The 26,839-nt window shown below is 66.9% G+C and carries 22 protein-coding genes, 2 tRNA genes and 3 rRNA genes; 19 read left to right on the top strand and 8 right to left on the bottom strand.

From position 1 onward, the window contains the following. Positions 1-30: 30 nt before the first annotated feature. The 4 genes from H7694_RS11575 (at position 31) to H7694_RS11560 (ending at position 2,734) form a co-directional block, all read left to right on the top strand. Positions 31-732 (top strand): metal-dependent transcriptional regulator, encoded by a 702-nt coding sequence (locus H7694_RS11575; RefSeq protein ID WP_193596644.1) that lies wholly within the window; start codon positions 31-33, stop codon positions 730-732. Between the two features lie 223 nt (positions 733-955). Continuing rightward, entirely contained in the window at positions 956-1,807 is an 852-nt protein-coding gene (locus H7694_RS11570) for a M23 family metallopeptidase (protein ID WP_193596643.1), read from the top strand. A 319-nt stretch (positions 1,808-2,126) separates the two neighbouring features. Beyond that, positions 2,127-2,624 (top strand): HNH endonuclease, encoded by a 498-nt coding sequence (locus tag H7694_RS11565; RefSeq protein ID WP_193596642.1) that lies wholly within the window; start codon positions 2,127-2,129, stop codon positions 2,622-2,624. 36 nt (positions 2,625-2,660) lie between these two features. Further along, positions 2,661-2,734: transfer RNA gene (locus H7694_RS11560), tRNA-Arg, on the top strand. 254 nt (positions 2,735-2,988) lie between these two features. Here the strand turns inward: H7694_RS11560 and H7694_RS11555 are convergent. Both H7694_RS11555 and H7694_RS11550 read right to left on the bottom strand, forming a co-directional pair. Next, entirely contained in the window at positions 2,989-3,330 is a 342-nt protein-coding gene (locus H7694_RS11555) for a histone-like nucleoid-structuring protein Lsr2 (RefSeq protein WP_193596641.1), read from the bottom strand. Positions 3,331-3,418: 88 nt separating this feature from the next. Next, the gene (locus H7694_RS11550) at positions 3,419-4,264 is read right to left on the bottom strand and encodes a LuxR C-terminal-related transcriptional regulator (protein ID WP_193596640.1); all 846 of its coding nucleotides are present in this window, start codon (positions 4,262-4,264) and stop codon (positions 3,419-3,421) included. Between the two features lie 113 nt (positions 4,265-4,377). Here H7694_RS11550 and H7694_RS11545 point away from each other — a divergent pair, with 113 nt between their 5' ends. Next, a complete protein-coding gene (locus H7694_RS11545; RefSeq protein ID WP_193596639.1) occupies positions 4,378-4,725 on the top strand; it encodes a DUF485 domain-containing protein in 348 nt (115 codons plus the stop codon). Next, complete coding sequence (locus H7694_RS11540; protein WP_193596638.1) at positions 4,722-6,341, top strand: cation acetate symporter; 1,620 nt, start codon at positions 4,722-4,724, stop codon at positions 6,339-6,341. The genes H7694_RS11545 and H7694_RS11540 overlap by 4 nt, the downstream gene beginning before the upstream one ends. Positions 6,342-6,506: 165 nt before the next feature. Here H7694_RS11540 and H7694_RS11535 read toward each other — a convergent pair whose 3' ends face one another. After that, positions 6,507-7,034: a methylated-DNA--[protein]-cysteine S-methyltransferase gene (locus H7694_RS11535; protein ID WP_193596637.1), complete on the bottom strand. Its 528-nt coding sequence runs from the start codon at positions 7,032-7,034 to the stop codon at positions 6,507-6,509. 173 nt (positions 7,035-7,207) lie between these two features. Here H7694_RS11535 and H7694_RS11530 point away from each other — a divergent pair, with 173 nt between their 5' ends. Together H7694_RS11530 and H7694_RS11525 are read left to right on the top strand one after the other, a co-directional pair. Continuing rightward, entirely contained in the window at positions 7,208-10,912 is a 3,705-nt protein-coding gene (locus H7694_RS11530; protein ID WP_413782917.1) for an AAA family ATPase, read from the top strand. Further along, complete coding sequence (locus tag H7694_RS11525; RefSeq protein ID WP_193596636.1) at positions 10,905-11,090, top strand: hypothetical protein; 186 nt, start codon at positions 10,905-10,907, stop codon at positions 11,088-11,090. The genes H7694_RS11530 and H7694_RS11525 overlap by 8 nt, the downstream gene beginning before the upstream one ends. 181 nt (positions 11,091-11,271) lie before the next feature. Here the strand turns inward: H7694_RS11525 and mscL are convergent, their stop codons facing one another. The 3 genes from mscL to H7694_RS11510 are packed head-to-tail and all read right to left on the bottom strand — an operon-like array spanning position 11,272 to position 12,587. Then, positions 11,272-11,679 carry a large conductance mechanosensitive channel protein MscL gene (gene mscL, locus H7694_RS11520; protein ID WP_193596635.1) on the bottom strand — a complete coding sequence of 136 codons (408 nt, stop codon included), beginning with the start codon at positions 11,677-11,679 and terminating at the stop codon, positions 11,272-11,274. A 25-nt stretch (positions 11,680-11,704) separates the two neighbouring features. Then, complete coding sequence (locus tag H7694_RS11515) at positions 11,705-11,977, bottom strand: FmdB family zinc ribbon protein (protein ID WP_193596634.1); 273 nt, start codon at positions 11,975-11,977, stop codon at positions 11,705-11,707. Between the two features lie 13 nt (positions 11,978-11,990). Then, positions 11,991-12,587 (bottom strand): 5-formyltetrahydrofolate cyclo-ligase, encoded by a 597-nt coding sequence (locus H7694_RS11510; RefSeq protein WP_193596633.1) that lies wholly within the window; start codon positions 12,585-12,587, stop codon positions 11,991-11,993. A 68-nt stretch (positions 12,588-12,655) separates the two neighbouring features. Here H7694_RS11510 and galU point away from each other — a divergent pair, with 68 nt between their 5' ends. The 4 genes from galU to H7694_RS11490 all read left to right on the top strand — a co-directional run bounded on the left by galU (position 12,656) and on the right by H7694_RS11490 (position 15,235). Further along, complete coding sequence (galU, locus tag H7694_RS11505) at positions 12,656-13,537, top strand: UTP--glucose-1-phosphate uridylyltransferase GalU (RefSeq protein WP_193596632.1); 882 nt, start codon at positions 12,656-12,658, stop codon at positions 13,535-13,537. Between the two features lie 39 nt (positions 13,538-13,576). Next, positions 13,577-14,176, top strand: a complete 600-nt coding sequence (locus tag H7694_RS11500) for a GNAT family N-acetyltransferase (RefSeq protein WP_193599196.1) — start codon at positions 13,577-13,579, stop codon at positions 14,174-14,176. Positions 14,177-14,245: 69 nt separating this feature from the next. Next, positions 14,246-15,136, top strand: coding sequence for a hypothetical protein (locus H7694_RS11495; protein ID WP_227468086.1), 891 nt, complete (start codon positions 14,246-14,248; stop codon positions 15,134-15,136). Positions 15,137-15,162: 26 nt separating this feature from the next. Continuing rightward, positions 15,163-15,235, top strand: a tRNA-Ala gene (locus H7694_RS11490). A 61-nt stretch (positions 15,236-15,296) separates the two neighbouring features. On the opposite strand, the gene H7694_RS11485 is transcribed toward H7694_RS11490, so the two are convergent. Then, a complete protein-coding gene (locus H7694_RS11485) occupies positions 15,297-15,782 on the bottom strand; it encodes a MarR family winged helix-turn-helix transcriptional regulator (RefSeq protein WP_193596630.1) in 486 nt (161 codons plus the stop codon). A gap of 107 nt (positions 15,783-15,889) precedes the next feature. On the opposite strand from H7694_RS11485, the gene H7694_RS11480 reads away from it, so the two are divergent. The 5 genes from H7694_RS11480 (at position 15,890) to H7694_RS17805 (ending at position 22,552) form a co-directional block, all read left to right on the top strand. Next, positions 15,890-16,465 carry an NADPH-dependent F420 reductase gene (locus tag H7694_RS11480; RefSeq protein ID WP_193596629.1) on the top strand — a complete coding sequence of 192 codons (576 nt, stop codon included), beginning with the start codon at positions 15,890-15,892 and terminating at the stop codon, positions 16,463-16,465. A gap of 592 nt (positions 16,466-17,057) precedes the next feature. Beyond that, a 16S ribosomal RNA gene (locus H7694_RS11475) occupies positions 17,058-18,582 on the top strand. A 369-nt stretch (positions 18,583-18,951) separates the two neighbouring features. Beyond that, positions 18,952-22,057, top strand: a 23S ribosomal RNA gene (locus H7694_RS11470). Positions 22,058-22,167: 110 nt separating this feature from the next. Further along, positions 22,168-22,284 (top strand): 5S ribosomal RNA (gene rrf, locus H7694_RS11465). The 16S, 23S and 5S rRNA genes sit together here, the layout of an rRNA operon. 133 nt (positions 22,285-22,417) lie before the next feature. Next, positions 22,418-22,552, top strand: a complete 135-nt coding sequence (locus H7694_RS17805; protein WP_264674905.1) for a hypothetical protein — start codon at positions 22,418-22,420, stop codon at positions 22,550-22,552. 100 nt (positions 22,553-22,652) lie between these two features. Here H7694_RS17805 and H7694_RS11460 read toward each other — a convergent pair whose 3' ends face one another. After that, on the bottom strand, positions 22,653-23,447 hold the full coding sequence (locus tag H7694_RS11460) for an IclR family transcriptional regulator (protein WP_413782943.1): 795 nt from the start codon (positions 23,445-23,447) through the stop codon (positions 22,653-22,655). 52 nt (positions 23,448-23,499) lie between these two features. Between H7694_RS11460 and hutH the strand changes: the two genes are divergently transcribed. Together hutH and hutU are read left to right on the top strand one after the other, a co-directional pair. Then, a complete protein-coding gene (gene hutH, locus H7694_RS11455; protein WP_193596627.1) occupies positions 23,500-25,056 on the top strand; it encodes a histidine ammonia-lyase in 1,557 nt (518 codons plus the stop codon). Further along, complete coding sequence (gene hutU, locus H7694_RS11450; RefSeq protein ID WP_227468085.1) at positions 25,049-26,821, top strand: urocanate hydratase; 1,773 nt, start codon at positions 25,049-25,051, stop codon at positions 26,819-26,821. The genes hutH and hutU overlap by 8 nt, the downstream gene beginning before the upstream one ends. Positions 26,822-26,839 lie beyond the last annotated feature (18 nt).

The following is a 26,839-nucleotide window of genomic DNA, read 5'->3' as shown; positions in this document are numbered from 1 at the left end:
GGCTTGCCTAAGAACCTCCGGAGGGCCCGCATGACCGACCTGATCGATACGACAGAGATGTATCTCCGCACCATCCTCGAGCTCGAGGAGGAGAAGATCGTCCCTCTGCGTGCGCGCATCTCCGAGCGGCTCGGGCACTCCGGGCCGACCGTGTCGCAGACCGTCGGCCGGATGGAGCGCGACGGCCTGGTCGTCGTCTCGGAGGACCGCCGTCTCGAGCTCACCGACTCTGGCCGCCGCAAGGCCGTCGACGTCATGCGCAAGCACCGTCTGGCCGAGCGCCTGCTCTCGGACGTCATCGGCCTGGACTGGGCCTACGTGCACGAAGAGGCGTGCCGCTGGGAGCACGTCATGAGCGAGCAGGTCGAGCGGCGCCTCGTCGAGCTGCTCGGCCACCCGACCGAGTCGCCGTACGGCAACCCGATCCCGGGCCTCGACCAGCTCGGCGACATCGCCTCGCGGTCGTTCGACGACGGCGTCATCGGTCTCGTGAAGAAGCTGGATGCCGCGGGCGAGCCCATCGAGGGCACGGTGCGCCGTCTCGCCGAGCCCGCGCAGGTCGACCCCGAGCTGCTCGAGCAGCTGCGCGAGGCAGGCGTCGTCCCGGGTGCACGCGGGGAGTACTGCTACAACGAGGGTTACGTGCTGATCCGGATGGAGGGGCGCGAGGAAGGGCTGGAACTGCCCGTCGAACTCGCCGCGCACATCTTCCTCGTTGGCGAGAACGCCTGATCAAACGCGGTTTCTCGGTGGCCTCGACGGATTGCCAGGTTCACAGGGTGACAGAATCGTTATCTTCCGGTAACCTCGGTGAGGTCGTCGGCGAAGAAGCCCGCCGGGGACAAATCACGGGGATCGCCTCCCTGGCTCGTCGTCTCCGTGATCAGTTCGCACAACGTGCCGTGTGACATACGTGCCCGAGAATCGACTTTGCTGACGAGCCTGCGCTTGCCCGATGAGCGCGGAGGCGCAGGAGGACCTTCTTTTGGCCGCAGACATCGCCACAACCGAGACAGCTGAAAACGAGAAGAACCCGGCGCGAACCCGCGCCACCCGCACCGCGAAGACCCGATCCGGTGTGAAGCCCATGCGCACGGTCGCGATCTTCGCCGCCGTCGGTGCTCTCGTCGCCGCTGTCGCACTGCCGGCGTACGCCGCCACCAAGCCCGCCGTCGCCGGCGCCGCCACCCTGCAGCAGATGGCCGTCGATGACGCGCAGTCGCTCGTCGTGGCGTCCGAGGCGACCGCAGCCCCGCTCACCCGCGGCACCTACTCCGCGACCACACCAGACGAGATCGCGAAGAAGAAGGCCGAGGAAGCGGCGAAGAAGCGCGCCGCAGCGGCGGCCCGGGTCGCCTCCAGCGGTGGCAGCCGGGTCAGCGACGCGGATCTGCGACTCGTCGCCGCCGGATCCGGCCAGGTGCGCTACCCGCTGCCGGCCGGTTCGTACTACGTCAGCCGCACGCTCAACAGCGGCCACAACGGCGCCGACATGGTCGCCAACGCCGGTACGCCGATCTTCGCCGCCGCGGGCGGCGTGGTGCGCATCTCGACCGAGAGCTACTACGGCTACGGCGTCGCGATCGTCATCGACTCGGTCGTCGGCGGCCAGCGGGTCTCCACCCTCTACGGCCACATGACCAACGGAACCCGTGCCGTGTCGGCCGGGCAGGTCGTCAGCCCCGGGCAGTTCATCGGAAAGGTCGGCAACACCGGCCGCTCCTACGGTGCACACCTGCACTTCGAGGTCAAGGTCAACGGTTCGCTGGTCGAGCCGATGGGCTGGCTGCGGGTCAACGCCGGCTGACGCCGGCATCCTCCACATTCGACACGACGTCCGCTCGTCGGTCGCGGTTCCCTCACCGTTCAGACGGATGGGCTAGCCTGTACGCGTCGTCGTAGGGCGGGAGAGAGCCGATGGAGCAGATACCGAGCATCCGAACCATGGATGCGCTCGGTCGTCTGGTTCATCGGCATCGTCCGCAGGGACGGCTCGGCATCGTCGAGCAGGAAAGGCGCTGTCTCTGAGACAGTGCCTTTTCTCATCCCTGCGACCGCTGCCACCCGCGGCGTCGTGTGAGTCGAGAGAGCCGGGAAGCCATCCCGGCCGGATCGAGAGGATGACGATGCGCACGCTGGTACTGAACGCAGGATACGAGCCCCTCACGGTGGTCTCGTTCAAGAGAGCCATGGTGCTCGTGATGAACGACAAAGCAAGCGTGATCGAGCACGTCGAAGGCGACCCGGTCTGGTCGGAACGCGGTGCGCACGAGCGGCCGGTCGTGATCCTCCTCACCCGGTACGTGCGCGTGCCGGTCGCACGACGACAGCCGGTCACACGCCGGGGCGTGCTCCGCCGTGACGACCACCGCTGCGGCTACTGCGGACGTCAGGCCGCGACGATGGACCACATCCTGCCGCGCTCGCGCGGCGGCGCCGACAGCTGGGAGAACCTCGTCGCCTGCTGCCTGAAGTGCAACAACGTCAAGAGCGACCGCACCCCGCAGGAGATGGGCTGGGAGCTGCGCCTCACCCCGCGCCCTCCGCACGGCACCGCCTGGACCGTCCGCGGCACGGAGCGCGGCGACCCGCGCTGGGAGCCGTACCTGGCGCTGGCCGCGTGATCGACGACGGATGCCGCGCGGCTAGACTTGTCGTGCGCCTTCGTAGCTCAGTCGGATAGAGCAGCCCTCTCCTAAAGGGCAGGTCGCAGGTTCGAATCCTGTCGAGGGCACGACGCGCAAGAGAGGGCCGCCCGGAGGGTGGCCCTCTGACCTGCCGAAGGTGACCCGACCTCCGTGATGCGCGGCGCGTGGAGTGGCCGATGGGGACGCGAGGGCACGACGCGAGCCCCGGCACACGAAATGCTCCCCCTGAACCCGCCCCATTTCCATTGCATCCGCACTGGTCGCCTTACCGTCTCTTATCCGCGCAGACGATGATGGCCGGCATCCCGAATAGGATACCGGCCATCATTAATACGCGGAATCAATTCGCCGCGTGGTAAGCCTCCATGACCTCGGCGGAGATCCGTCCCCGCTCCGAGACCTTGAAGCCGTTCTTCTTCGCCCATTCGCGGATCTCGCCGACCTCGGAATCGCGCGAAGCGCGACGACGGGGAGCGGAGGCGCGCACGCCACCGGCAGAGGCGCGACGACCGGCCTTGATGTACGGATCGAGAGCTGCGCGCAGCTCGTCCGCATGGGAATTCGTCAGATCGATCTCGTATGCGGTGCCGTTGAGAGAGAAACGAACCGTCTCGCCCTCACCGACCTCCAGCAGGGTGCCATCGATATCATCAACAAGCTGATGCACAATTCGTCGAGCCATGCAGATGATCGTATGTGCAGAATTAGCGCAGAGCAAGAAATATCCGCCCGCGAAGGACAATTCGCAGAAATGGACGGTCCGGGGTGTTTCAGGGCAGCAGCCCTGCACGCCGGGCGCGTGCGACGGCGGCGTGACGCGTCGAGGCGTCGAGCTTGGACATCGCCGCTCCCAGATACGCCTTCACGGTGCCCTCGCGCAATCCGAGCTGGGTGGCGATCTGCGCGTTCGTCGAACCCATCGCCGCGCAGGCGAGCACGTCGATCTCACGCCGCGAGAGCCGGACGGCCGGCGCCGCGCCCGTGGCCGGCTTCGCAGGGGCGGATACTCCGAGCAGCCGGCGCTCGACGGCGAGGATGCGGTCGCGGAGGTCGCCGTCGGCGATGTCGGATGCGATGCTGCGCAGCTCTGCGAAGCTCTCGCGCAGCTCCTCCTGGCGCGGCGCATCGAGCATCTGCCGCGTCGGCGCCTCGCCCAGCCGGCGATCGACCTCGTCGCGGATCCGCAGCTCGGTGGATACGCGCTGGGCGACGCTCATCGCCGGAGCCGTCGTCACGCCGCCGACCTGGGACTCCTCCCATGCGCCGGCGTACAGCACACCGCGCGGGCGGCCATCGACCACGATCGGCAGCGCCAGCAGCGTGCGCAGGCCCTCGCCGAGCACGTACACGTCGTAGTCGTGCGTGATCTGCTGAGACGTGCGGTAGTCGTTCGTCATCCGCGGTCGCAGCTCGATCATCGCGCGGCCGCCGAGCCCGCGTTCGGGGCGCACCTGCAGTCCGTCGAGGTGGTGCGTGCGGTTGCCGAAGATCGTCGTCACGGACACTTCGCCGTGCTCCACGAGACCGCCGAAGGCGACCGGGAACCGGGTGCGGCGGGCCAGCTCGTGCACTCCGTCGGCCACGAGCTGCTCGGCGGAGCCGATGTGCCTGCTCATTACAGCGAATACCAACTTTCGGGGGTGACGGCGTCGTCCGCCCGTTCGTAGCGTCGACCATACCACTCGCGTGGCGCCGTCACGCGGCAGCGGACATGCGGCAAGGAGGCCTCATGACAGATCGGATCGAAGAAGAATCCGGTACAGGAGTCGATTACATCGCGATGCAGGAATCGGAGAGGTTCCGAGGACTCAGGCGAATGCAGCGGTCATTCGTCTTCCCGATGGCGGCCTTCTTCCTGCTCTGGTATTTCGCGTACGTGCTGCTGGCCGCGTTCGCACCGGAGTTCATGAGCCAGAGGGTGTGGGGTGACATCACGGTCGGCCTGCTGCTCGGTCTCGGGCAGTTCGTGACCACGTTCGCCATCACCATGGCGTACGTCTCCTTCGCGAACCGCAAGCTCGATCCCGTCGCGACCGAGATCCGCGAAGAGCTCGAGAAGGCGGAGGTGCGCGCATGAATCGGGCACCGTTGGCCGCGGAGGCGGCCCAGAACGATCCGGTCCTCAACATCGCCATCTTCGGCGCCTTCGTCGCGGTGACGCTCTTCATCGTCATCCGCGCCAGTCGCAACAACCGCACCGCCGCGGACTACTACGCAGCGGGACGCTCGTTCAGCGGCACTCAGAACGGGTTCGCCATCGCCGGGGACTATCTGTCCGCGGCGTCCTTCCTCGGCATCTGCGGGGCCATCGCGCTCAACGGCTACGACGGATTCCTGTACTCCATCGGATTCCTCGTCGCCTGGCTCGTCGCGCTGCTGCTGGTCGCCGAGCTCATGCGCAACACCGGCAAGTTCACGATGGCCGACGTGCTCGCGTTCCGGCTCACCCAGCGACCGGTGCGGATGGCGGCCGCCATCACGACGCTCGCGGTGTGCTTCTTCTATCTGCTCGCACAGATGTCGGGGGCCGGTGCGCTCGTCTCGCTGCTGCTGGGCATCGACAGCAAGATCGGCCAGTCGATCGTGATCGCCGTCGTGGGCGTGCTGATGATCGTGTACGTGCTCATCGGCGGCATGAAGGGCACCACCTGGGTGCAGATCGTGAAGGCCGTGCTGCTGATCCTCGGTGCGATCGCGATGACCGTGTGGGTCATGGCGCTGCACAAGTTCGATTTCAACGGGCTGCTCGAGGGTGCGGTGGCGATGTCGCCTGAGGGCGAGAAGATCCTCGGCCCCGGGCTGAAGTACGGCGCGAATCCGCTCGACTTCCTCTCGCTGGGCATGGCGCTCGTGCTCGGCACCGCCGGACTGCCGCACGTGCTGATGCGCTTCTACACGGTGCCGACCGCCAAGGAGGCCCGTCGGTCGGTGGTGTGGGCGATCTGGCTGATCGGCCTGTTCTACCTGCTGACCCTGGTGCTCGGCTACGGAGCCGGTGCTCTGGTGGGGCCGGAGGCGATCGCCGCGGCACCGGGCGGGGTCAACTCCGCCGCGCCGCTGCTGGCACAGGCTCTGGGTGGTCCGCTGCTGATGGGATTCATCTCGGCTGTGGCGTTCGCGACGATCCTCGCGGTCGTGGCAGGGCTGACCATCACCGCCGCCGCCTCGTTCGCGCACGACATCTACTCGAACGTGATCAAGCGCGGCAAGGACGGCAAGGGCGTCAGCGATCCCAACGGCGAGGTGAAGGTGGCGCGTCGCACGGTGATCGTGATCGGCATCCTGGCGATCATCGGCGGCATCGGCGCTCAGGGGCAGAACATCGCGTTCCTCGTGGCACTGGCGTTCGCGATCGCGGCGTCCGCCAACCTGCCGACGATCCTGTACTCCCTGTTCTGGAAGAGGTTCAACACCCGCGGGGCGGTGTGGAGCATGTACGGCGGACTCATCTCGGCGATCGGGCTGATCGTGATCTCGCCGGTGTTCTCCGGCACCGAGACCTCGATGATCCCCGGCCTCGACATCGCGATCTTCCCGCTGAACAACCCCGGGATCATCTCGATCCCGCTGGGCTTCCTGCTCGGGTGGATCGGGACGGTCACGGCCAGGACGACGGAGTCGCGTGCGCTGGCGGCCGAGATGGAGGTGCGCTCGCTCACCGGCTACGGCGCCGAGAAGGCCGTCGAGCACTGATCCCCACGCCCCACTCGCGCCGTCGCTGCGCGCCGGCCGAGCCTCCGGGGCGTGGGGCCCCTCCCACTGGAAGGACCGCAAGAAGAAGAACCAGTGGCCGGTATTGAGCAGCATCCCATATTGAGGAGCGGAGTCCGGCGGCCTACTCGCCGGGCTCCGCTCCTGTCATGAGGCCGAGGCGGCTTCGCGCTCGAGGTCGAGCAGGAAGCGCTTGCGCTCGGGGTGCGCGCCGTAGTGGCCCGGCGTCCCATCGGAGCGGATCACGCGATGCACGGGGACGATCACCGAGAACGGCGTGAGCCGGCACGCCGTGCCCACCGCGCGGGCCGCGCCCGGGCTGCCCGCGATCACCGCCACCTCGCCGTAGCTCATGGTCTCGGCCCACGGGATGGCGCACACCGCCTGCAGGGCGGACCGCGCGAACCCCCCGACCGCTCGCCAGTCGAAGGGCACCCGCTCATCGAAGCGGATCGGCTCGCCGTCGAAGTACGCCGCCAGCAGGGCGGAGAGCTCGTCCGCGACACCGGGGGAGTGCTCGGGCACCTGCCCGAGCCGCCGGCTCACCCCTTCCAGCAGCCAGGGGACACCCGGATCCTCGGACTCGGAGAGATCGAAGCTCACGATCCCGTCCTGCGAGTACACCGCGAGAGCGTCACCGAAGGGCGTCGGGGCGAAGTCGTATCGAAAACTCATGCTCCCATCATGCTTCCGGGCCGGGATCGCCGGCCCGCTGATCCCGGCATCCGTGCACAACTGCACCAGACCCGTCACCTGTGCAGGAGGATTCGAACGCCGAACGCGCGGGAATCGGCGCGCACCGGCCCGGAATACCGGCGCCCGCGCATGTCGCGCCTAGGCTTTGACTTGTGTGGCGACGAGAGAGCAAGGACGCCGAGGCCGCGGGAGACGCCGCAGTGAGCCTCGGCGACTTCAGCGACTCGTCGACCGGCGTCGAGATCGCGCACGCCTCTGAGGCGCAGCGCACCGTGCTGCGCGCCGAGGCGGCCGATCTCGGTGGTGCCTCGCCGCTGCTCACCTTCACCGACATCCCCGAGGCCGGGATCGACATCTCCAAGGCCCACCCCGGCAGCCTGCCGCAGTTCATCACCGGCCGATCGACGCTGCTGTCGAACCTGTTCCGCGACGAGGTCGGCCTGCGCACGGCGCGCATGGCCGCCGAGCGGATCACCGCCCGCAACACCGAGCTGCGCACCGTGCGCGGCATCGACGCGGTCCGCCTGGCGGTCGGCATCGCACGCTGGCGGGTCGGCGGGGCCGATTTCTCCGCTCCCGTGCTGCTGCGGCCGCTGGCGATCCGCCGCCATCACGCCGACTTCGAGCTGAAGCTGCAGGGGGCCTTCGAGGTCAACCCCGAGCTCATCCGCGCAGCCCGCGACCACTTCGGGCTGACCCTCGACGGCGCGGGACTGGCCGCGCTCGCCTACGACAGCGGCATCTTCAAGCCGCAGCCCGTGATCGACCATCTGCGTGCGCTCACGAGCTCCATCGACACCTTCGCCGTGCACCCGCGCCTGGTGGTCTCGACCTTCGCCGACGTCGCCGGCGCCATGGTCCGCGACATGGTCGACCTGGATCACCCGGTGCTCAACGCCCTCGGCGGCCACGTCGCCGATCGCGAGCAGGTCACCGTGCGACGCGAGACGCCCGCGATCGCCGGACCCGACGACCGCGCCCCCGCCTCGGAGGCGCTTCTGCTGGATGCGGATGCCGAGCAGGAGGACGTGCTCGCGCGCATCGCCGCGGGCCACTCGCTCGTCGTCTCGACGCTGCCCGGCACCGGCGGCACCCAGACCGTGATCAACGCACTCGGCGCGTTCGTGCGTGCAGGCAAGCGTGTGCTGGTCGTCTCGGCACGGCGCTCGACCCTCGACGGCGTGCGCCACCGGCTGGCCGGCATCGGCCTGGACGGACTGGCCGTCTCGCCGGCGGATGTGCGCCGCGATCTCATCCGCTCCATCACCCGCAGCGAGAAGGCGACCCAGCCCAAGGCGAACGAGGTCGACGAGGCGCTGGTGCGACTGCGCACGGTGCTGCGCGACTACCGCCGGGCGCTGACCCAGCCGGTCGGCCGCACCGGAGCATCCGTCATCGACGCGACCCGCCGCCTCACCCGGCTCGCACTGCTGCCGGTACCGCCGTCGACCGGGGCGCGACTGTCGATGCAGACGCTCGAGCGCCTCGCCGGCGACCGCCGCGAGGCCGCCGCGGCCCTGACCCGTGCCGCCAAGCTCGGCGAGTTCCGCTTCGGACCCGACGATTCGCCGTGGTACGGCGTCAGCTTCGAGAGCACCGAGGCCGCTCAGCGCGCACACGCGCTGGCCGGCGAACTGCACGGCACGAGCGTTCCCGCCCTTCTCGAGCGCGGCTACGAGCTGATCGCGCAGACGCGGATGCGTCCCTTCGGCACCATCGCCGAGCTCGGGGAGTACCTGCAGCTGCTCAAGGGGGTGCGCGATTCGCTGGACCGTTTCAGCCCCACCGTCTTCGAGCGGCCGCTCGGCGAGCTGATCCAGGCGCACGGCTCGCGCCGGGATGCCCCTGGTATGTCGTCCGCGAACCGCCGTCGTCTCAAGCGCCTGGCCCGCGAGTACGTGCGCCCCGGCGCGCAGGTCGGCGAGATGCACGAGGCGCTGCTGCGCATCCAGCAGCAGCGTGCGCAGTGGCAGCAGTACGTCGACGCCGGCGTCGCCCCGCAGGTGCCGCTGGGCCTGTCCGACGTGCACGTCGCCTGGCAGCGGGTCTCGGCCGAGCTCGCCGAGCTTGACGTCGCGCTCGGCCGCAAGGAGCCGCTGGCGAACCTGCCCGTAGCACGCCTGGTGCGCACGCTGTCGGGGCTCGCCGCCCGCTCGGACGTCTTCGACAACCTCGTCGAGCGCACCGAGATCCGCGACTCGCTCACCGGCCTGGGGCTGCGTCCCCTGCTCGCCGACCTCTCCGTGCGGCACGTGCCCGAAGAGCGGGTCGCCGACGAGCTGGAGTTCGCGTGGTGGCAGTCGCTGCTCGAGCGCGCACTGCAGGATGACCGCTCGCTGCTCGGTGCGAACACCTCGGTCGTCGACCGGCTGGAGCGGGACTTCCGCCTCGTGGACGAGGCGCACACCGCGATGGCGGGGCCGCTGCTGGCATGGAATCTCGCCAACCAGTGGCGCATCGCGATCGTCGATGAGCCCGACCAGGCCTCGAACCTGCGCCGCGCACTGAAGAGCACCGATGCGTCGACCGCCGAGATCGTCTCTGCGGCCCCCGACCTGGTGCGCGTGCTGGCCCCGGTCTGGATCGCGTCGCCCTACCAGGTGCCCGACATCCCCGACTCCGTCGAGTTCGATGCGGTGCTGCTGGTGGATGCCGCGGCCGTCAACCTCACCGAGGCCGCGCCCGCGATCCGCCGTGCCCGTCAGATCGTGGCCTTCGGCGACCCGGTCACCCAGCGGCCGACGCCTTTCGCCGTCGCCACCGTGCCCGAGCCCGAGTGGGAGCCTGAGGTGCCGTTCGACGACGTCTCGGCCTTCGAGCGTCTCGCCGAGCTGCTGCCGGTGATGACGCTGACCCGCAGCTACCGGGCCGGGGGCGAGGACCTCGCCGAGCTCATCAACGACGCCTTCTACGGCGGCGAGATCGTCTCGCTGCCCTGGGCCGGCTCGTACCTGGGCCGCGGCAGTCTCACGGTCGACTACGTCGAGCGCGGTGTCGGCACCCCCGACCCCGATTCCGGTGCGGTCGAGAGTCCGGATGCCGAGGTCGCGCGCGTCGTGACCCTCGTGGTCGAGCACGCGATCCACCGGCCGACCGAGTCGCTCATGGTCGTCACCGCGAGCCGGCGTCACGCCGAGCGCGTTCGTGCCGCCGTGGCATCCGCCTTCGCCGGTCGTTCGGACGTGGCGGAGTTCGTCGGACGCGATACGGCCGAGCCGTTCGCGGTGCTCACCCTCGAGGAGTCGGTCGCCGAGAGCCGTGACCGCGTGATCTTCTCGCTCGGGTACGGCCTGACCAAGCACGGCCGGGTGCTCAGCGACTTCGGCGACCTCTCCCGGGAGGACGGCGAGCGTCTGCTCACCGTCGGGATGACGCGCGCCCGCCGCTCGATGGTGATCGTGTCGTGCATCCGTCCCTCGGCCTTCGATGAGGGACGCCTCGAGTACGGCGCCTCGACGCTGATGTCGATCCTCGGGGGCCTCGCCGCGCGAGGCCGGGAAGCGCGGCTGGAGGATCTCGCCGACCCGCTCACCCTCGCCCTCGCGAAGGAGCTGCGCCGGCTGGGCGCATCCGTCGACGTCGACTACCGCGGACTGCTGCCCCTGGTCGCTCAGCACGGCGGACGGGCGGTCGTCATCGAGTCCGACCCCGAGTCGCGTGACGAGTCGCTGCGCGAGAGCCTGCGCCTGCGTCCGCAGGTGCTGCGCCGGCTCGGCTGGCACTATGTGCGCGTGCACGCCTTCGATCTGTACAGCGACCCGGCGACGGTCGCGCGGCGCATCGCCACCGTCCTCGGCATCGAAGAGGGCGCGGTCCGCGCCGACCACGACACCCAGCCGCTCGATCTCGATGGCTGAGCAGGGCGACGACCGACAGCGCATCGTACGGGTCCCCGGTTCGCGCCGCGCCCGCCTGACTGCCGTCCCCGGCACGACCTCCGAACCTCACGATCGTGAGGAGCGCCCGCCGGCACCGGCGGACGAGAAGGGCCCCAACGACGAGCGGATGCTGCGCGACGTCCCCCCGCACTACTGAGCGTCGCGTCGCCCCAGCCGCAAGTTGTCGGAATGGGTGCTTCGACAGGCTCAGCAACCCAGGAGTCGCTGGATCCCTGAGCCTGTCGAAGGGCCCCAGCAGCACCCCGCACCAAACACACCCCGCTCACGCAGAAGCGCCCCGCCCCCGAAGGGACAGGGCGCTCCGAGAGCAGGCCGGATCAGGGCGCGTCGTGCTTGCGCAGCGCGTCGCGGATCTCGATGAGCAGTTCCTGCTCGCTGGGCAGGGTCTCCTCCTCGACGGCGGGGTTCCGCGCTGCCTGACGCTCCTTCCAGGTGTTCATCGGGAGCACGAACACGAAGTACACGATGAGGGCGACAGCAAGGAAGCTGATGATCGCCGAGATCAGCTCGCCGATCGGGAATGTCACGGTCTGGCCGTAGATCCCCTCGACCTGGATGCCGATCTTGCCGGTCTCGTCGGCATCGAAGAACAGCGAGACGAGCGGGGTGATGATGGCCGAGACGACGGCGTTGACGATCGCGGTGAAGGCGGTGCCGATGACCACCGCGACGGCCAGGTCGATGACGTTGCCCTTGGTGATGAATTCCTTGAATCCCTGGAGCATGGATCCCCCTGTGGGTGTCGAGGCCTCAGCTCGAGGCCGGGCTCTTCGCAGGCGCCGGGGTGGAGCCCGTCGAAGAATCCGACTTCGATGTTGCCGAAGATGCCTTCTTCGCACCAGCATTTCCTCGCGAGTCGGTGCGATAGAAGCCCGACCCGTTGAAGGTGACTCCCACGGTGCCGTACTGCTTGCGCAGCGCGCCGCCGCATTCGGGGCAGATGGTGAGCGAGTCCTCTGAGAAGCTCTGCACGGCGTCGAAGCGGTGGTCGCAGGCCGTGCAGGCATAGGCGTAGGTGGGCATTGAGCGGCTCCTGTCAGTTCCGCGCGGGCGACAGGGTGATGGTCTGCGTCGGGGTGACGATGCCATCCACGGGCTGGTCGTGGACCTCGCGCGGCAGCGAATCGAGTACTTCCGAATCATAGATGACGGCATACACGGGAGGGCATTTCTCCATGGACCCGATCGTCTTGTCGAAGTAGCCGCGGCCCCAGCCCAGGCGGGTGCCGCTGCGATCGATCGCGGCGGCGGGGATGATCATGAGGTCGACGTCGTTGACCGCGATCGGGCCCAGCACCTCGCCGGTGGGCTCGGGCAGGCCGAACAGGCCCACCGAGATCTCCTCGGTGTCGTCGGAGACGGCCCAGTCGAGCAGCCCGTCGGCGCGGGTGATCGGCAGCAGCACGCGGATGCCGCGGCTGACGGCGCCGCGGATGAACTCACGGGTGTCGGGCTCGGTGGTCGACGAGAGGAAGCACGAGATCGACTGGGCGCCGTGCGCGCGGACGAGCTCGTCGAGCTGGGCGGTGATCCCGGATGCCGCCGCTTCGCGCTGCGCCTCCGAGAGGAGCTGTCGTCGTTCGCGCAGCTCGGCGCGCAGCGCGCGCTTCTGCTGCTCTGCTTCGGTCGGCATGCTCCGATCATACGGTCACGGGCGCGCCCGCCCTCCGGACGAGACGAAGCCACGGCTATGCTGACCGAATGAGCAAGATGAAGGCCGTCATCCCGGCCGCCGGCCTGGGGACGCGCTTTCTGCCGGCGACCAAGGCGATGCCCAAGGAGATGCTGCCCGTCGTCGACAAGCCCGCCATCCAGTACGTGGTGGAAGAGGCCGTCAGCGCCGGGATCGACGACATCCTCGTCATCATCGGACGCAACAAGAACGCCATCTCAGACCACTTCGACTCGGTGCCCGAGCTCGAGGTGCGGTTGCAGGAGAAGGGCGACCACGGCCGCCTGGAGCGGGTGATGAAGTCGAGCGATCTCGCCGACATCCACTTCGTCCGGCAGGGCGAGCCCAAGGGCCTGGGACACGCGGTGCTGCGCGCCCGCACGCACGTCGGCGACAACTCCTTCGCCGTGCTGCTCGGCGACGACCTCATTGACGAACGCGACCCGCTGCTCACCGAGATGATCGCCGCGCACGAGCGCACCGGCGCGGCCGTGATCGCGCTCATGGAGGTCGACCCCGCGCACATCCACCTGTACGGCGTCGCCGAGGTCGACGGCACGAGCGGCGACGGCACGATCCGGGTGACCGGGCTGGTCGAGAAGCCCGCAGCCGAGGATGCTCCTTCGGATCTCGCCGTGATCGGGCGCTACGTGCTGCCGGCCGCCGTGTTCGAGATCCTCGAGCGGACCCCGCCGGGCAAGGGCGGCGAGATCCAGCTCACGGATGCTCTGCAGGAGCTCGCGGCAGACCCCGACGGTCCGGGTGTCGTCGGCGTGGTCTTCCGCGGGCGGCGCTACGACACGGGCGACCGTGCCGATTACATCAAGGCCATCGTGCAGCTCGCGGTGGACCGTGAGGATCTCGGCCCGGATCTGCGCCCGTGGCTCAAGGAATTCGCCGGCGGACTCTGACGCAAGGATCCCCCGATGCCTCTGGAGACCCTGGAGCCGATGCAGCACGGAGCGGTGGGGCTGCGGCTGATCCGCAGCCGCGACGCCCGCCCGCTGCAGCGCGAGCTGCTGTCGAACCGTGCCTGGCTCGAGCCGTGGGAGGCGACGATCCCCGGCGGCATCGCGACGTTCGACATGCGGGTCAGCATCCGCCGGCTGCTGCAGCAGTACCGCGACGGCGGCGGCTACCCGTTCGTGATGGAGCACGACGGCGAGATCGCCGGACAGCTGAACATCTGGGGCGTGGCGCGCGGCTCGCTGTGCTCGGCGACCATCGGCTACTGGGTGAGCGAGCGCTTCGCCGGCCGCGGCATCACCCCGACGGCGGTGGCGATGGCCACCGACGCGAGCTTCACCCTGTTCGGGCTGCATCGCATGGAGATCTGCATCCGGCCCGAGAACAAGGCATCTCTGCGGGTCGTGCAGAAGCTCGGATTCCGCTACGAGGGGCTGCGGCGCCGGTACATCCACATCGACGGCGACTGGCGTGACCATCACGCCTTCGCGCTCACCAGGGAGGACGTCCCCGAGGGCGTGCTGACCCGGTGGCTGCAGGGCCGGGTCCCGCCCGAGGCGGGGGCCCTGCCCGCGACGCTGTGACGCGGGTGCCGAGTCGCTCGTGACCTCGTTCGTCGCACGACACGCGCTCGCCGCAGCGGGGGAGGGCGGATGCCGTCGCCTACCGTTGTCTTCATGGATGGGCCGGTGCTGAGTGGGGGCGTGATCGTCCTTGTCGCGGTGCTGCTGTGGGCGCTGTACTTCCTGCCCACCTGGCGCGGCCGCCATCAGTACTACGCCGCCGAACGCAACGCGGTGCGCCTGAACCAGGCGCTGCGCGTGCTCGCCGAGACGAGCGAGACCCCCGACGAGGTGCGCCTCGAGCTGACCGCGCGCACCGCGCTGCAGCAGCAGAGGCTCGCCAAGCGCGTGCAGGCCGAGAAGGAGACCGCCGAGCTGGAGCGTCTGCGCCAGGAGCTCGCGGCCACCCGCCGTGACCCCCTCGTGCGCCAGGCGAAGGCGCGCCGCCGGCTGCGCCAGACGGCCAGCGCCGGCCTGGTGATCGCGGCGACCATGATCGGGTTCGGCGTCTGGGAGTTCATCGCGTCAGGCGGCTGGATGCTGGCCGCCGGCGGAGCAGTGCTCGCCGTCGTCGGCGTCTGGGTGCTGGTCCGGATGGCGCAGGTCGCGCGGAACGTCGCCCGGCGCGTCGTACCGGCGGATGCTGCGCCGCAGGCCGAGCGTGTGTCGCCGCCGCTGCACGATCAGGGACCGGCGTCGTGGACGCCCAGGGCACTGCCCCAGCCGATGGTCACGGTCACCGGCTCCCGAGCGCAGGCCGCGCGGGCGCAGATCGATGCGCAGGAGCAGCGCCGCCTCGCCGAGCGCCGTGCCGAGCTGCGCCGCCGCGCGGAGGAGTTGGCGCCGCCGGCCCCGACAGCACTGCCCGCGCCGGCCGCGGCATCCGGCGCCGAATCGCCGTATGCGCGGATGGGCGTGGTCGACGACGCCGAGATCGAGGCGCACGTGCGCCGGATGCTCGCGCGTCGAGCGGCCGGTTGAAGACGTGATAATCTTGCTGAGTTCACGGGCCTATGGCGCAGTTGGTAGCGCGCCTCGTTCGCATCGAGGAGGTCAGGGGTTCGAATCCCCTTAGGTCCACGCACGTGATGAGGGCCCCGGCTGATGCCGGGGCCCTCTTCGTCTCTCGCGTCGTTCCGCGTCAGCCGAGCCGGCTGGCCAGCATCCGCCCATCGGGGTCGAGCCGGCCGAGGATCGCCATCGTGATCTCGTGCAGCTGCCGCTGCTGCTCGGCATCCAGCGCATCCAGCACGAAGGCCCGCACGTTCTCGACGTGCGAGGGAGTGGCGCGGATGACCTTCCGCCGACCCTCGGCGGTGAGATGCACGTCGGTCGCGCGGGCGTCGTCGGGTGCCTGCTCGCGGCGCACGAAGCCGCGCTTCTCCATCCGGCTGATCACGTGCGACAGCCGGGACAGCGTGGCGTTGACACCCGAGGCGAGCTCGCTCATCCGCATCCGGCGCTCGTCGGCGAGGGCCAGCATCGACAGCGTCGCGTACTCGAAGTGGGTGAGCCCTTCGTCGCGCAGCAGTTGCGCGTCCAGCTGCCGGGGGAGGAGCTCGAGCACAGCGGTGAGCGGGGCCCACGTGCGGCGCTCGTCAGGGGTGAACGACCTCGATGTGCTCATGTCGTCATCGTACGGGAATAGTTGACGCATCAAGCATGTTGTCTCCGAGCAAGAGGTTGAAGAGACAACCGATCGGCCGTGCCACAGTGCACAGGACAGGAGTCATCATGACCACCATCACCATCTTCGGCAACGGGAACATGGGCCAGGCCATCGGGGGCGTGTTCGCCCGCGGCGGTGCCTCGATCCACTACATCGGCAGCGAGGGAGCGGGTGCGCAGATCGAAGGCGACATCGTCGTGCTCGCGGTGTCGTACCCCGCACTGAGCCAGATCGCCGGTGCCTACGGTGACCAGTTCGCCGGCAAGGTCGTCGTGGACATCACCAACCCGCTCGACTTCACGACCGTCGATGCGCTGGTCGTGCCGGCCGGCAGCTCCGCCGCCGCCGAGCTGCAAGCCGCGCTTCCTGCCGCGCGCGTGGTGAAGGCGTTCAACACGAACTTCGCGGCGACGCTCGTCTCGGGCGTGGTCGGAGAGGCGGGAACCACGGTCCTCGTCGCGGGAGACGACGAGTCGGCCAAGCGCGCCCTCGTCTCGGCGGTCGAGGCCGGCGGACTCTCCGCCGTCGACGCCGGAGCGCTCGCGCGCGCGCACGAGCTCGAGGCTCTCGGGTTCCTGCAGCTCACTCTCGCGGCGTCGGAGAAGATCGGCTGGAACGCCGGATTCTCGCTCGTGCGCTGAGCGCGGGACGTTCCGTGCCGCATCCCGGAGGCGAGACACGCCCGGGATGCGGCACGGATTTGCCGGGATGCCCGGATCCACGTAAATTATTACTTGTTCGCCCCAAGCGGTTGAGCGGAAGGCCGGAAGGCCTCGCTCCCCTCCAAGCAGCGAACCACCACCTCCTTCTCATCCTCTGATGAGCGGCCCTGTGCTGCGGAGCGTGGCTGTCCCGCCGGGAAACGTCGATTTGACAAGCCGGCCGAGACGGATAAGATGGAGAAGTTGCCCTCCGGGCAGCGGAACCGCACCTGATCCTCACGGCCTCGTCGATTTGACAGCCGGGGCGGGGCGGATAAGATTGTGAAGTTGCCCTGCGCGTCCTGCTCTTGCGGGTGGGTGTGTGGGTGCGTCCGATCCTTGAGAACTCAACAGCGTGCACTTGTCAAATGCCAAATTATCCTCGTCCGGCCTTTGGGTCGGTTGAGAATTCCTTTGGATCAAAGACCAGGTCTTCGGGCCTGGCATTGGATGAAGTCAGTTGATTTTGTCTCTTTGGTCAGTTTCAAACTCGCTGCGGTCTGGTTTTTCCCCGGGTTGTATGCATTTCTTTTTTACGGAGAGTTTGATCCTGGCTCAGGATGAACGCTGGCGGCGTGCTTAACACATGCAAGTCGAACGATGAAGCTCCAGCTTGCTGGGGTGGATTAGTGGCGAACGGGTGAGTAACACGTGAGCAACCTGCCCCTGACTCTGGGATAAGCGCTGGAAACGGTGTCTAATACTGGATATGTCCCATCACCGCATGGTGTGTGGGTGGAAAGATTTTTCGGTTGGGGATGGGCTCGCGGCCTATCAGCTTGTTGGTGAGGTAATGGCTCACCAAGGCGTCGACGGGTAGCCGGCCTGAGAGGGTGACCGGCCACACTGGGACTGAGACACGGCCCAGACTCCTACGGGAGGCAGCAGTGGGGAATATTGCACAATGGGCGGAAGCCTGATGCAGCAACGCCGCGTGAGGGATGACGGCCTTCGGGTTGTAAACCTCTTTTAGCAGGGAAGAAGCGAGAGTGACGGTACCTGCAGAAAAAGCGCCGGCTAACTACGTGCCAGCAGCCGCGGTAATACGTAGGGCGCAAGCGTTATCCGGAATTATTGGGCGTAAAGAGCTCGTAGGCGGTTTGTCGCGTCTGCTGTGAAATCCCGAGGCTCAACCTCGGGCTTGCAGTGGGTACGGGCAGACTAGAGTGCGGTAGGGGAGATTGGAATTCCTGGTGTAGCGGTGGAATGCGCAGATATCAGGAGGAACACCGATGGCGAAGGCAGATCTCTGGGCCGTAACTGACGCTGAGGAGCGAAAGGGTGGGGAGCAAACAGGCTTAGATACCCTGGTAGTCCACCCCGTAAACGTTGGGAACTAGTTGTGGGGTCCTTTCCACGGATTCCGTGACGCAGCTAACGCATTAAGTTCCCCGCCTGGGGAGTACGGCCGCAAGGCTAAAACTCAAAGGAATTGACGGGGACCCGCACAAGCGGCGGAGCATGCGGATTAATTCGATGCAACGCGAAGAACCTTACCAAGGCTTGACATACACGAGAACGGGCCAGAAATGGTCAACTCTTTGGACACTCGTGAACAGGTGGTGCATGGTTGTCGTCAGCTCGTGTCGTGAGATGTTGGGTTAAGTCCCGCAACGAGCGCAACCCTCGTTCTATGTTGCCAGCACGTAATGGTGGGAACTCATGGGATACTGCCGGGGTCAACTCGGAGGAAGGTGGGGATGACGTCAAATCATCATGCCCCTTATGTCTTGGGCTTCACGCATGCTACAATGGCCGGTACAATGGGCTGCAATACCGTGAGGTGGAGCGAATCCCAAAAAGCCGGTCCCAGTTCGGATTGAGGTCTGCAACTCGACCTCATGAAGTCGGAGTCGCTAGTAATCGCAGATCAGCAACGCTGCGGTGAATACGTTCCCGGGTCTTGTACACACCGCCCGTCAAGTCATGAAAGTCGGTAACACCTGAAGCCGGTGGCCTAACCCTTGTGGAGGGAGCCGTCGAAGGTGGGATTGGTAATTAGGACTAAGTCGTAACAAGGTAGCCGTACCGGAAGGTGCGGCTGGATCACCTCCTTTCTAAGGAGCACTGCAGGACTTCGGTTCTGACAGAGCCCGATTCACACCGGATGTGTGTGACGGGAGCTCATGGGTGGAACATTTGACATGCGGTCAGCGCGGCTGACTTCTGCTAGTACGGTCTTCGGATCTGGAACGTGGGGGTTGGTGAGCGGGGCTGCTGCACGCTGTTGGGTCCTGAGGGACCGGGCCGGCCTGCTCTCTTTTCGGGGGGTGGGTGGGACTGAACCTCGAGGCCCCTTTTCCTGTTTCCCCGGTTGGGGTTCGGGGTTGGGGGACCGCCCGTACTTTGAGAACTACACAGTGGACGCGAGCATCTTAAAGAAAACCGAGTCAGATCTTTTCCTGGGTCTGACTCATCTCATGTGATTTCAAGTCTTTAAGAGCAAACGGTGGATGCCTTGGCATCTGGAGCCGAAGAAGGACGTAGCAATCTGCGATAAGCCTCGGGGAATTGATAAGCGAGTTTTGATCCGAGGATTTCCGAATGGGGAAACCCCGCCAGGCGTTTGTGCGACCTGGTGACTCCCGCCTGAATATATAGGGCGGGTAGAGGGAACGTGGGGAAGTGAAACATCTCAGTACCCACAGGAAGAGAAAACAACAGTGATTCCGTGAGTAGTGGCGAGCGAAAGCGGATGAGGCTAAACCGGGTGTGTGTGATAGCCGGCAGGCGTTGCATGCCCGGGGTTGCGGGACTTTTCGTACCATTCTGCCGAGTGGTGAACGTGATGTGACGATATAGACGAACCGTCTTGAAAGGCGGGCCGTAGTGGGTGCCAGCCCCGTAGTCGAAATGTCGTGTGCAGCGTGAAGAGTATCCCAAGTAGCACGGGGCCCGAGAAATCCCGTGTGAATCTGTCAGGACCACCTGATAAGCCTAAATACTCCCAGATGACCGATAGCGGACAAGTACCGTGAGGGAAAGGTGAAAAGTACCCCGGGAGGGGAGTGAAATAGTACCTGAAACCGTTTGCTTACAAACCGTTGGAGCCTCCTTAGTAGGGGTGACAGCGTGCCTTTTGAAGAATGAGCCTGCGAGTTAGTGATATGTGGCGAGGTTAACCCGTGTGGGGTAGCCGTAGCGAAAGCGAGTCTGAATAGGGCGATTCAGTCGCATGTCCTAGACCCGAAGCGAAGTGATCTATCCATGGCCAGGCTGAAGCGACGGTAAGACGTCGTGGAGGGCCGAACCCACTTAGGTTGAAAACTGAGGGGATGAGCTGTGGATAGGGGTGAAAGGCCAATCAAACTTCGTGATAGCTGGTTCTCTCCGAAATGCATTTAGGTGCAGCGTTGCGTGTTTCTTGCCGGAGGTAGAGCTACTGGATGGCCGATGGGCCTCACCAGGTTACTGACGTCAGCCAAACTCCGAATGCCGGTAAGTGAGAGCGCAGCAGTGAGACTGTGGGGGATAAGCTTCATAGTCGAGAGGGAAACAACCCAGACCACCATCTAAGGTCCCAAAGCGCGTGCTAAGTGGAAAAGGATGTGGAGTTGCTTAGACAACCAGGAGGTTGGCTTAGAAGCAGCCACCCTTGAAAGAGTGCGTAATAGCTCACTGGTCAAGTGATTCCGCGCCGACAATGTAACGGGGCTCAAGCACGCCACCGAAGTTGTGGCATTGACATTTTTGGTAGGCCTTCGTGGTCCAGCCGTGTTGATGGGTAGGAGAGCGTCGTGTGGCGGGTGAAGCGGCGGAGTGATCCAGCCGTGGACGCCACACGAGTGAGAATGCAGGCATGAGTAGCGAAAGACGTGTGAGAAACACGTCCTCCGGAAGACCAAGGGTTCCAGGGTCAAGCTAATCTTCCCTGGGTAAGTCGGGACCTAAGGCGAGGCCGACAGGCGTAGTCGATGGACAACGGGTTGATATTCCCGTACCGGCGAAGAACCGCCCAAGTCAATCCAGTGATGCTAAGTGTCCGAAGCCTTCCATCGTCACCTTCGGGTGGCACCGGGAGGTGGAGCACACGACCCTATGCTGGTGCGGCTAGCGTATTAACAGGTGTGACGCAGGAAGGTAGCCCAAGCCAGGCGATGGTTGTCCTGGTGCAAGTGCGTAGGCCGAACGGTAGGCAAATCCGCCGTTCATCAAGGCTGAGACACGATGCGGATGAAAAGTGGGTGATCCTATGCTGCCGAGAAAAGCATCGACGCGAGGTTCAAGCCGCCCGTACCCCAAACCGACTCAGGTGGTCAGGTAGAGAATACCAAGGAGATCGAGAGAATCGTGGTTAAGGAACTCGGCAAAATGCCCCCGTAACTTCGGGAGAAGGGGGGCCATCCACTTATACCCACTTGCTGGGAAAAGGGTGTGGTGGCCGCAGAGACTAGTGGGTAGCGACTGTTTACTAAAAACACAGGTCCGTGCGAAGACGCAAGTCGATGTATACGGACTGACGCCTGCCCGGTGCTGGAAGGTTAAGAGGACCGGTTAGCCGCAAGGCGAAGCTGAGAATTTAAGCCCCAGTAAACGGCGGTGGTAACTATAACCATCCTAAGGTAGCGAAATTCCTTGTCGGGTAAGTTCCGACCTGCACGAATGGCGTAACGACTTCCCAACTGTCTCAACCGCGAACTCGGCGAAATTGCACTACGAGTAAAGATGCTCGTTACGCGCAGCAGGACGGAAAGACCCCGTGACCTTTACTACAGCTTGGTATTGGTGTTCGGTGTGGCTTGTGTAGGATAGGTGGGAGACTGTGAAGCGGATACGCCAGTATTCGTGGAGTCATTGTTGAAATACCACTCTGGTCACTCTGGATATCTAACTTCGAACCGTGATCCGGTTCAGGGACAGTGCCTGGTGGGTAGTTTAACTGGGGCGGTTGCCTCCCAAAAAGTAACGGAGGCGCCCAAAGGTTCCCTCAACCTGGTTGGCAATCAGGTGGCGAGTGTAAGTGCACAAGGGAGCTTGACTGTGAGACTGACAGGTCGAGCAGGGACGAAAGTCGGGACTAGTGATCCGGCAGTGGCTTGTGGAAGCGCTGTCGCTCAACGGATAAAAGGTACCTCGGGGATAACAGGCTGATCTTGCCCAAGAGTCCATATCGACGGCATGGTTTGGCACCTCGATGTCGGCTCGTCGCATCCTGGGGCTGGAGTAGGTCCCAAGGGTTGGGCTGTTCGCCCATTAAAGCGGTACGCGAGCTGGGTTTAGAACGTCGTGAGACAGTTCGGTCCCTATCCGCTGCGCGCGTAGGAAGTTTGAGAGGATCTGACCCTAGTACGAGAGGACCGGGTTGGACGAACCTCTGGTGTGCCAGTTGTTCCGCCAGGAGCACCGCTGGTTAGCTACGTTCGGGATGGATAACCGCTGAAAGCATCTAAGCGGGAAGCCGGCCTCAAGATGAGACTTCCATCACCTTCGGGTGGAGAGGCTCCCAGCCAGACGACTGGGTTGATAGGCCAGATGTGGAAGCACGGCAACGTGTGCAGCTGACTGGTACTAATAAGCCGATGACTTGATAACACTTTTGTTCTTCTGCGAGATGAACGCGTCCACTTTGTGGTTCTCGACGTACGGTCGGGAACCGACAACCACACGCACAGTGTGAGTTGCCTGATACACGTCAATAGTGTTTCGGCGGCCATAGCGTGAGGGAAACGCCCGGTCACATTCCGAACCCGGAAGCTAAGCCTCACAGCGCCGATGGTACTGCAGGGGGGACCCTGTGGGAGAGTAGGACACCGCCGGACTTCTTCTGTGAAAGAGCCACCCATCGTTGGGTGGCTCTTTTGCGTTAACGTGCATCCCGAATTGACTTCCCCCGGGGCTGGGCTATGGTCGAAGGTCAACCACCCGCCAGCCGATAGAGGGGAAGCGAGTCATATGGCCGGCAAGACGCCGCAAGCACGCACGGGGAAGAAAGCCCCGAAACTGTCGATCAAGGAGAAGAGGGCCGAGAAGCGCGCGAAGCGCGAACCGGAATCCTTCATCAAGCCCCGCAAGGGTGCAGGCGGCTGACCTCGAGTCCGCCATCGCAGGGCGCCGCAGCACTCGACCGGGAGCTGCGGCGCCCTGCGCCGTCTGCGCAGACCGCGTGTCCGCAGGCGTGAGAACCCGGTCAGCGCCGGTCGTAGCCCAGGCGCGCCTGCAGCATCCGTGCCGTCTCCTCGACCGCAGCCCTCGGGTCCGTCTCCCGCACGTCCTCCCAGGTCACGGCGACCGCTGCCGCCGGCCAGCCGGCGTGGTCGCGAACTACCGCGGCCACCGACCGGAAGCCCGGCGTCACCTCGCCGTCCTCGGTGGCGACTCCGCCCGCACGCACCTCGCGCAGCACTTCACGCAGCGCGGCGGGGCTGGTCGGCCCGCGTCCGGTGCGATCCGTGAAGGCAGCCCGATCCGGGTAGAGGGCGCGCACCTGGCTGCGGGGGAGGACAGCGAGCATCGCCCGGCCTGTGGCCGTCAGGTGCGCCGGCAGCCGCACGCCGACGTCCGTGACGAGAGCAGGACGACGAGCAGCCCGCTCCTCGACGATGTAGAGCACGTCCCGTCCGCTCATCACCGCCAGATGGGCGTTCTCGCCGACGCGGTCCGTGAGCGCGGCGATCAGAGGACGTCCGAGCCTGGCGAGCGGCTCCTGCCGGGCATATCCGCCGGCGAGTTCGAACGCGCTCGTCCCCAGACCCCAGCGACGCTCCTGTGACAGGTGTACGACGAAACCGTGCTCCTCGAGCGTCGCCAGCAGGTGGTAGACCGTCGAACGCGGGATGCCGAGATCCCGGGCCAGGGCCGATGCCGCGATCGGCGCGGGGCGCCGCGCGAGATGACGCAGGATCCGCAGCGTCTGGTCGGCCGCGGGCACCTGCGGCCGCGGGACGCCGGCATCCGTCGTCGCTTCGTCTGGGATCACAGACACAGTGTCGCACACGCCCCTCCCGCGGTGCCCGCGCACGGTGTGGAATCGAGTCATGCAGCATCCGTCATCCGTCATCGTCGGCGACGCGCCCCTCACGCCTGCCGAGGTCGTCTCCGTCGCCCGCCATTTCGCCCGCATCGAGATCGCCGGTGCCGCCCGTGAGCGCGTCGCCGCGGCCCGTGCCGTCGTCGACGGGATGGCAGCCGACCGCGACCCGCACTACGGCGTGTCCACCGGCTTCGGCGCCCTCGCCACGACGTTCATCGCTCCCGAGCGGCGCCGCCAGCTGCAGCTCAGCCTGATCCGCTCGCATGCGGCCGGCACCGGCAACGAGGTCGAGACCGAGGTGGTGCGTGCGCTGCAGCTGCTACGCCTGCAGAACCTCGCATCCGGGCACACCGGCGTGCGCGCCGAGGTGGTCGACACCTACGCGGCCATGCTCAACTCCGGCATCACCCCGGTGGTGCGCGAGTACGGCTCGCTGGGCTGCTCGGGCGACCTCGCCCCGCTCGCCCACATCGCCCTTGCAGCCATGGGCGAGGGCGAGGTGCGGATCGTGCGGCCCCTCGCCACGGCATCCGACCGGATGCCGGCCGCCGACGCACTGGCGTCGGCCGGCATCGAGCCGCTCGCGCTCGTCGAGAAGGAGGGCCTCGCCCTCATCAACGGCACCGACGGGATGCTCGGGATGCTCGTGCTCGCCCTGCACGACCTCGACAAGCTGCTGGGCACCGCCGACGTCGCCGCGGCGATGTCGATCGAGTCGCAGCTGGGCACGGATGCCGTGTTCGCTGCCGACCTCATGGCCCTGCGCCCGCAGCTGGGGCAGGCGGCGTCCGCCGCGAACCTGCGCGCCTACCTCGGCGACTCGCCGATGGTCGCCAGCCACAAGGGGCCCGGCGACGGGCGCGTGCAGGATGCGTACTCGCTGCGCTGCTCGCCGCAGGTGCACGGCGCCGCGCGTGACACGATGGCGCACGCCGCGATGATCGCGGAGCGCGAGCTGGCATCCGTCATCGACAACCCGGTCATCACCTCCGACGGACGCATCGAGTCGAACGGCAACTTCCACGGGGCGCCGGTCGCCGCGGTGCTCGACTTCCTGGCCATCTCGGTCGCCGATGTGGCATCCGTCTCCGAGCGGCGCACCGACCGCGCGCTCGACCCGGCCCGTAGCCACGGGCTGCCCCCGTTCCTCGCACACGAGGTCGGCGTCGACTCGGGGCTGATGATCGCGCAGTACGCCGCGGCCGGCATCGTCTCCGAGCTCAAGCGCCTGGCGGCCCCGGCATCCGTCGACTCCATCCCGTCCTCCGCCATGCAGGAGGATCACGTCTCGATGGGCTGGGCCGCCGCGCGCAAGCTATGCCGCGCGATCGACGGACTCACCAGGGTGCTGGCCATCGAGATCGTCACCGGTGCCAGAGCGCTCGACCTGCGCGCACCCCTGCAGGCGGGACCCGCCACCGGTGCCGTGCGCGACCTCGTCCGCACCGTGGCCGCCGGCCCCGGGCCCGACCACTTCCTCTCACCCGACCTCGAGGCCGTCACCGAGCTCGTCCGCTCGGGCGCCGTCCTGCGCACCGCGAAGGAGCATGTGAATGTCTGAGCCCACCCGCACTGAGCCCACCCGCACTGAGACCACCCGCACTGAGCCCACCCACACTGAGCCCACCCGCACCGAGGCCACGCTGCACGATCCCGGCCGCCGCATCCGGGCCCCGCGGGGCGGTGAGCGCACCGCCAAGAGCTGGGGCGCCGAGGCCGCCAAGCGGATGCTGATGAACAACCTCGACCCCGAGGTCGCCGAGCACCCCGAGGATCTCGTCGTCTACGGTGGCACCGGTCGTGCCGCGCGCAGCTGGGAGGCGTACGACGCCATCGTCCGCACCCTCGACGAGCTCGAGCCGGATGAGACCCTGCTGGTGCAGTCCGGCAAGCCGGTCGGGGTGTTCCGCACGCACGAATGGGCGCCGCGCGTGCTCATCGCGAACTCGAACCTCGTCGGCGACTGGGCCACCTGGCCCGAGTTCCGCCGGCTCGAGGCGCTCGGGCTCACCATGTACGGCCAGATGACCGCGGGTTCCTGGATCTACATCGGCACCCAGGGCATCCTGCAGGGCACCTACGAGACCTTCGCCGCCGTCGCCCGGTCCCTCGGCGCTTCCACGGGCTCGGCGACCCAGTCGCTCAAGGGCACCCTCACCCTCACCGCCGGCGCCGGGGGCATGGGGGGCGCGCAGCCGCTGGCCGTCACCCTCAACGAGGGCACGGTGCTGATCGTCGACGTCGACGAGTCGCGCCTGGCCCGCCGGGTCGAGCACGGCTACCTCGATGAGTACACCACCGACCTCGACGCCGCGGTCGCCCGGGTGACCGCGGCCCGGGAGGCCGGCGAGGCGCTGTCGGTGGGCGTCGTCGGCAACGCCGCCGAGGTCTTCCCCGAGCTCAAGCGCCGCCAGGATGCCGGAGAGCTGACGATCGACGTCGTCACCGATCAGACCAGCGCGCACGACCCGCTCGCCTACCTGCCGGTGGGCATCAGCGTGGCCGACTGGAAGACCGAGGCCGACCGCGACCCCGAGCAGTTCACCCGTCGTGCCCGCGAGTCGATGGCCGCGCACGTGGCCGCCATGGTCGCCTTCCAGGATGCCGGGGCCGCCGTGTTCGACTACGGCAACTCCATCCGCGCCGAGGCGCAGCTGGGCGGATTCGATCGTGCCTTCGCCTTCCCCGGCTTCGTGCCCGCCTACATCCGGCCGCAGTTCGAAGAGGGACGTGGCCCGTTCCGCTGGGCTGCCCTGTCGGGGGACCCGGAGGACATCCGCCGCACCGACCGCGCCATCGCCGAGCTCTTCCCCGAGGATCGGGCGCTGCACCGCTGGCTCGACAAGGCCGGCGAGGCCGTGCACTTCGAGGGGCTGCCGGCGCGCATCTGCTGGCTGGGGTACCAGGAGCGGCACCTGGCCGGGCTGAAGTTCAACGAGATGGTCGCCTCGGGCGAGCTCAGCGCGCCGATCGTGATCGGGCGCGACCACCTCGACTCGGGCTCGGTCGCCTCCCCGTACCGGGAGACCGAGGGGATGAAGGACGGCTCGGATGCCATCGCCGACTGGCCGCTGCTGAACGCCCTGCTAAACACCGCCTCGGGCGCGAGCTGGGTGTCGCTGCACCACGGCGGCGGCGTCGGCATCGGGCGCAGCATCCATGCCGGCCAGGTCACCGTCGCGGACGGCACCGAACTGGCCGCGCAGAAGATCGCCCGCGTGCTGACCAATGATCCCGGCACCGGCGTCATGCGGCACGTCGATGCGGGGTACGAGCACGCGCGCGACATCGCTCGGGAGCGGGGCCTGAAGGTTCCGATGCTGTGACACACGCCGCGCAGGGGA

Origin of the sequence: Microbacterium sp. YJN-G (assembly GCF_015040615.1) — a bacterium.
GTDB lineage: Bacteria > Actinomycetota > Actinomycetes > Actinomycetales > Microbacteriaceae > Microbacterium.
The sequence above is the reverse complement of the archived record's forward strand: the minus strand, read 5'-3'. Positions and strand labels throughout refer to the sequence as shown.

What these genes read in the sequence shown, in the direction of transcription:
- H7694_RS11575 (WP_193596644.1), top strand. Translation starts at nt 31, where the DNA reads ATGACCGACCTGATCGATACGACAGAGATGTATCTCCGCACCATCCTC.
- galU (WP_193596632.1), top strand. Translation starts at nt 12,656, where the DNA reads ATGAGCAAGATGAAGGCCGTCATCCCGGCCGCCGGCCTGGGGACGCGC.
- hutH (WP_193596627.1), top strand. Translation starts at nt 23,500, where the DNA reads ATGCAGCATCCGTCATCCGTCATCGTCGGCGACGCGCCCCTCACGCCT.
- H7694_RS11495 (WP_227468086.1), top strand. Translation starts at nt 14,246, where the DNA reads ATGCCGTCGCCTACCGTTGTCTTCATGGATGGGCCGGTGCTGAGTGGG.
- H7694_RS11480 (WP_193596629.1), top strand. Translation starts at nt 15,890, where the DNA reads ATGACCACCATCACCATCTTCGGCAACGGGAACATGGGCCAGGCCATC.
- H7694_RS11555 (WP_193596641.1), bottom strand. Translation starts at nt 3,330, where the DNA reads ATGGCTCGACGAATTGTGCATCAGCTTGTTGATGATATCGATGGCACC.
- H7694_RS17805 (WP_264674905.1), top strand. Translation starts at nt 22,418, where the DNA reads ATGGCCGGCAAGACGCCGCAAGCACGCACGGGGAAGAAAGCCCCGAAA.
- hutU (WP_227468085.1), top strand. Translation starts at nt 25,049, where the DNA reads ATGTCTGAGCCCACCCGCACTGAGCCCACCCGCACTGAGACCACCCGC.
- H7694_RS11545 (WP_193596639.1), top strand. Translation starts at nt 4,378, where the DNA reads ATGACAGATCGGATCGAAGAAGAATCCGGTACAGGAGTCGATTACATC.
- H7694_RS11565 (WP_193596642.1), top strand. Translation starts at nt 2,127, where the DNA reads ATGCGCACGCTGGTACTGAACGCAGGATACGAGCCCCTCACGGTGGTC.
- H7694_RS11510 (WP_193596633.1), bottom strand. Translation starts at nt 12,587, where the DNA reads ATGCCGACCGAAGCAGAGCAGCAGAAGCGCGCGCTGCGCGCCGAGCTG.
- H7694_RS11535 (WP_193596637.1), bottom strand. Translation starts at nt 7,034, where the DNA reads ATGAGTTTTCGATACGACTTCGCCCCGACGCCCTTCGGTGACGCTCTC.
- mscL (WP_193596635.1), bottom strand. Translation starts at nt 11,679, where the DNA reads ATGCTCCAGGGATTCAAGGAATTCATCACCAAGGGCAACGTCATCGAC.
- H7694_RS11540 (WP_193596638.1), top strand. Translation starts at nt 4,722, where the DNA reads ATGAATCGGGCACCGTTGGCCGCGGAGGCGGCCCAGAACGATCCGGTC.
- H7694_RS11515 (WP_193596634.1), bottom strand. Translation starts at nt 11,977, where the DNA reads ATGCCCACCTACGCCTATGCCTGCACGGCCTGCGACCACCGCTTCGAC.
- H7694_RS11550 (WP_193596640.1), bottom strand. Translation starts at nt 4,264, where the DNA reads ATGAGCAGGCACATCGGCTCCGCCGAGCAGCTCGTGGCCGACGGAGTG.
- H7694_RS11485 (WP_193596630.1), bottom strand. Translation starts at nt 15,782, where the DNA reads ATGAGCACATCGAGGTCGTTCACCCCTGACGAGCGCCGCACGTGGGCC.
- H7694_RS11525 (WP_193596636.1), top strand. Translation starts at nt 10,905, where the DNA reads ATGGCTGAGCAGGGCGACGACCGACAGCGCATCGTACGGGTCCCCGGT.
- H7694_RS11570 (WP_193596643.1), top strand. Translation starts at nt 956, where the DNA reads ATGAGCGCGGAGGCGCAGGAGGACCTTCTTTTGGCCGCAGACATCGCC.
- H7694_RS11500 (WP_193599196.1), top strand. Translation starts at nt 13,577, where the DNA reads ATGCAGCACGGAGCGGTGGGGCTGCGGCTGATCCGCAGCCGCGACGCC.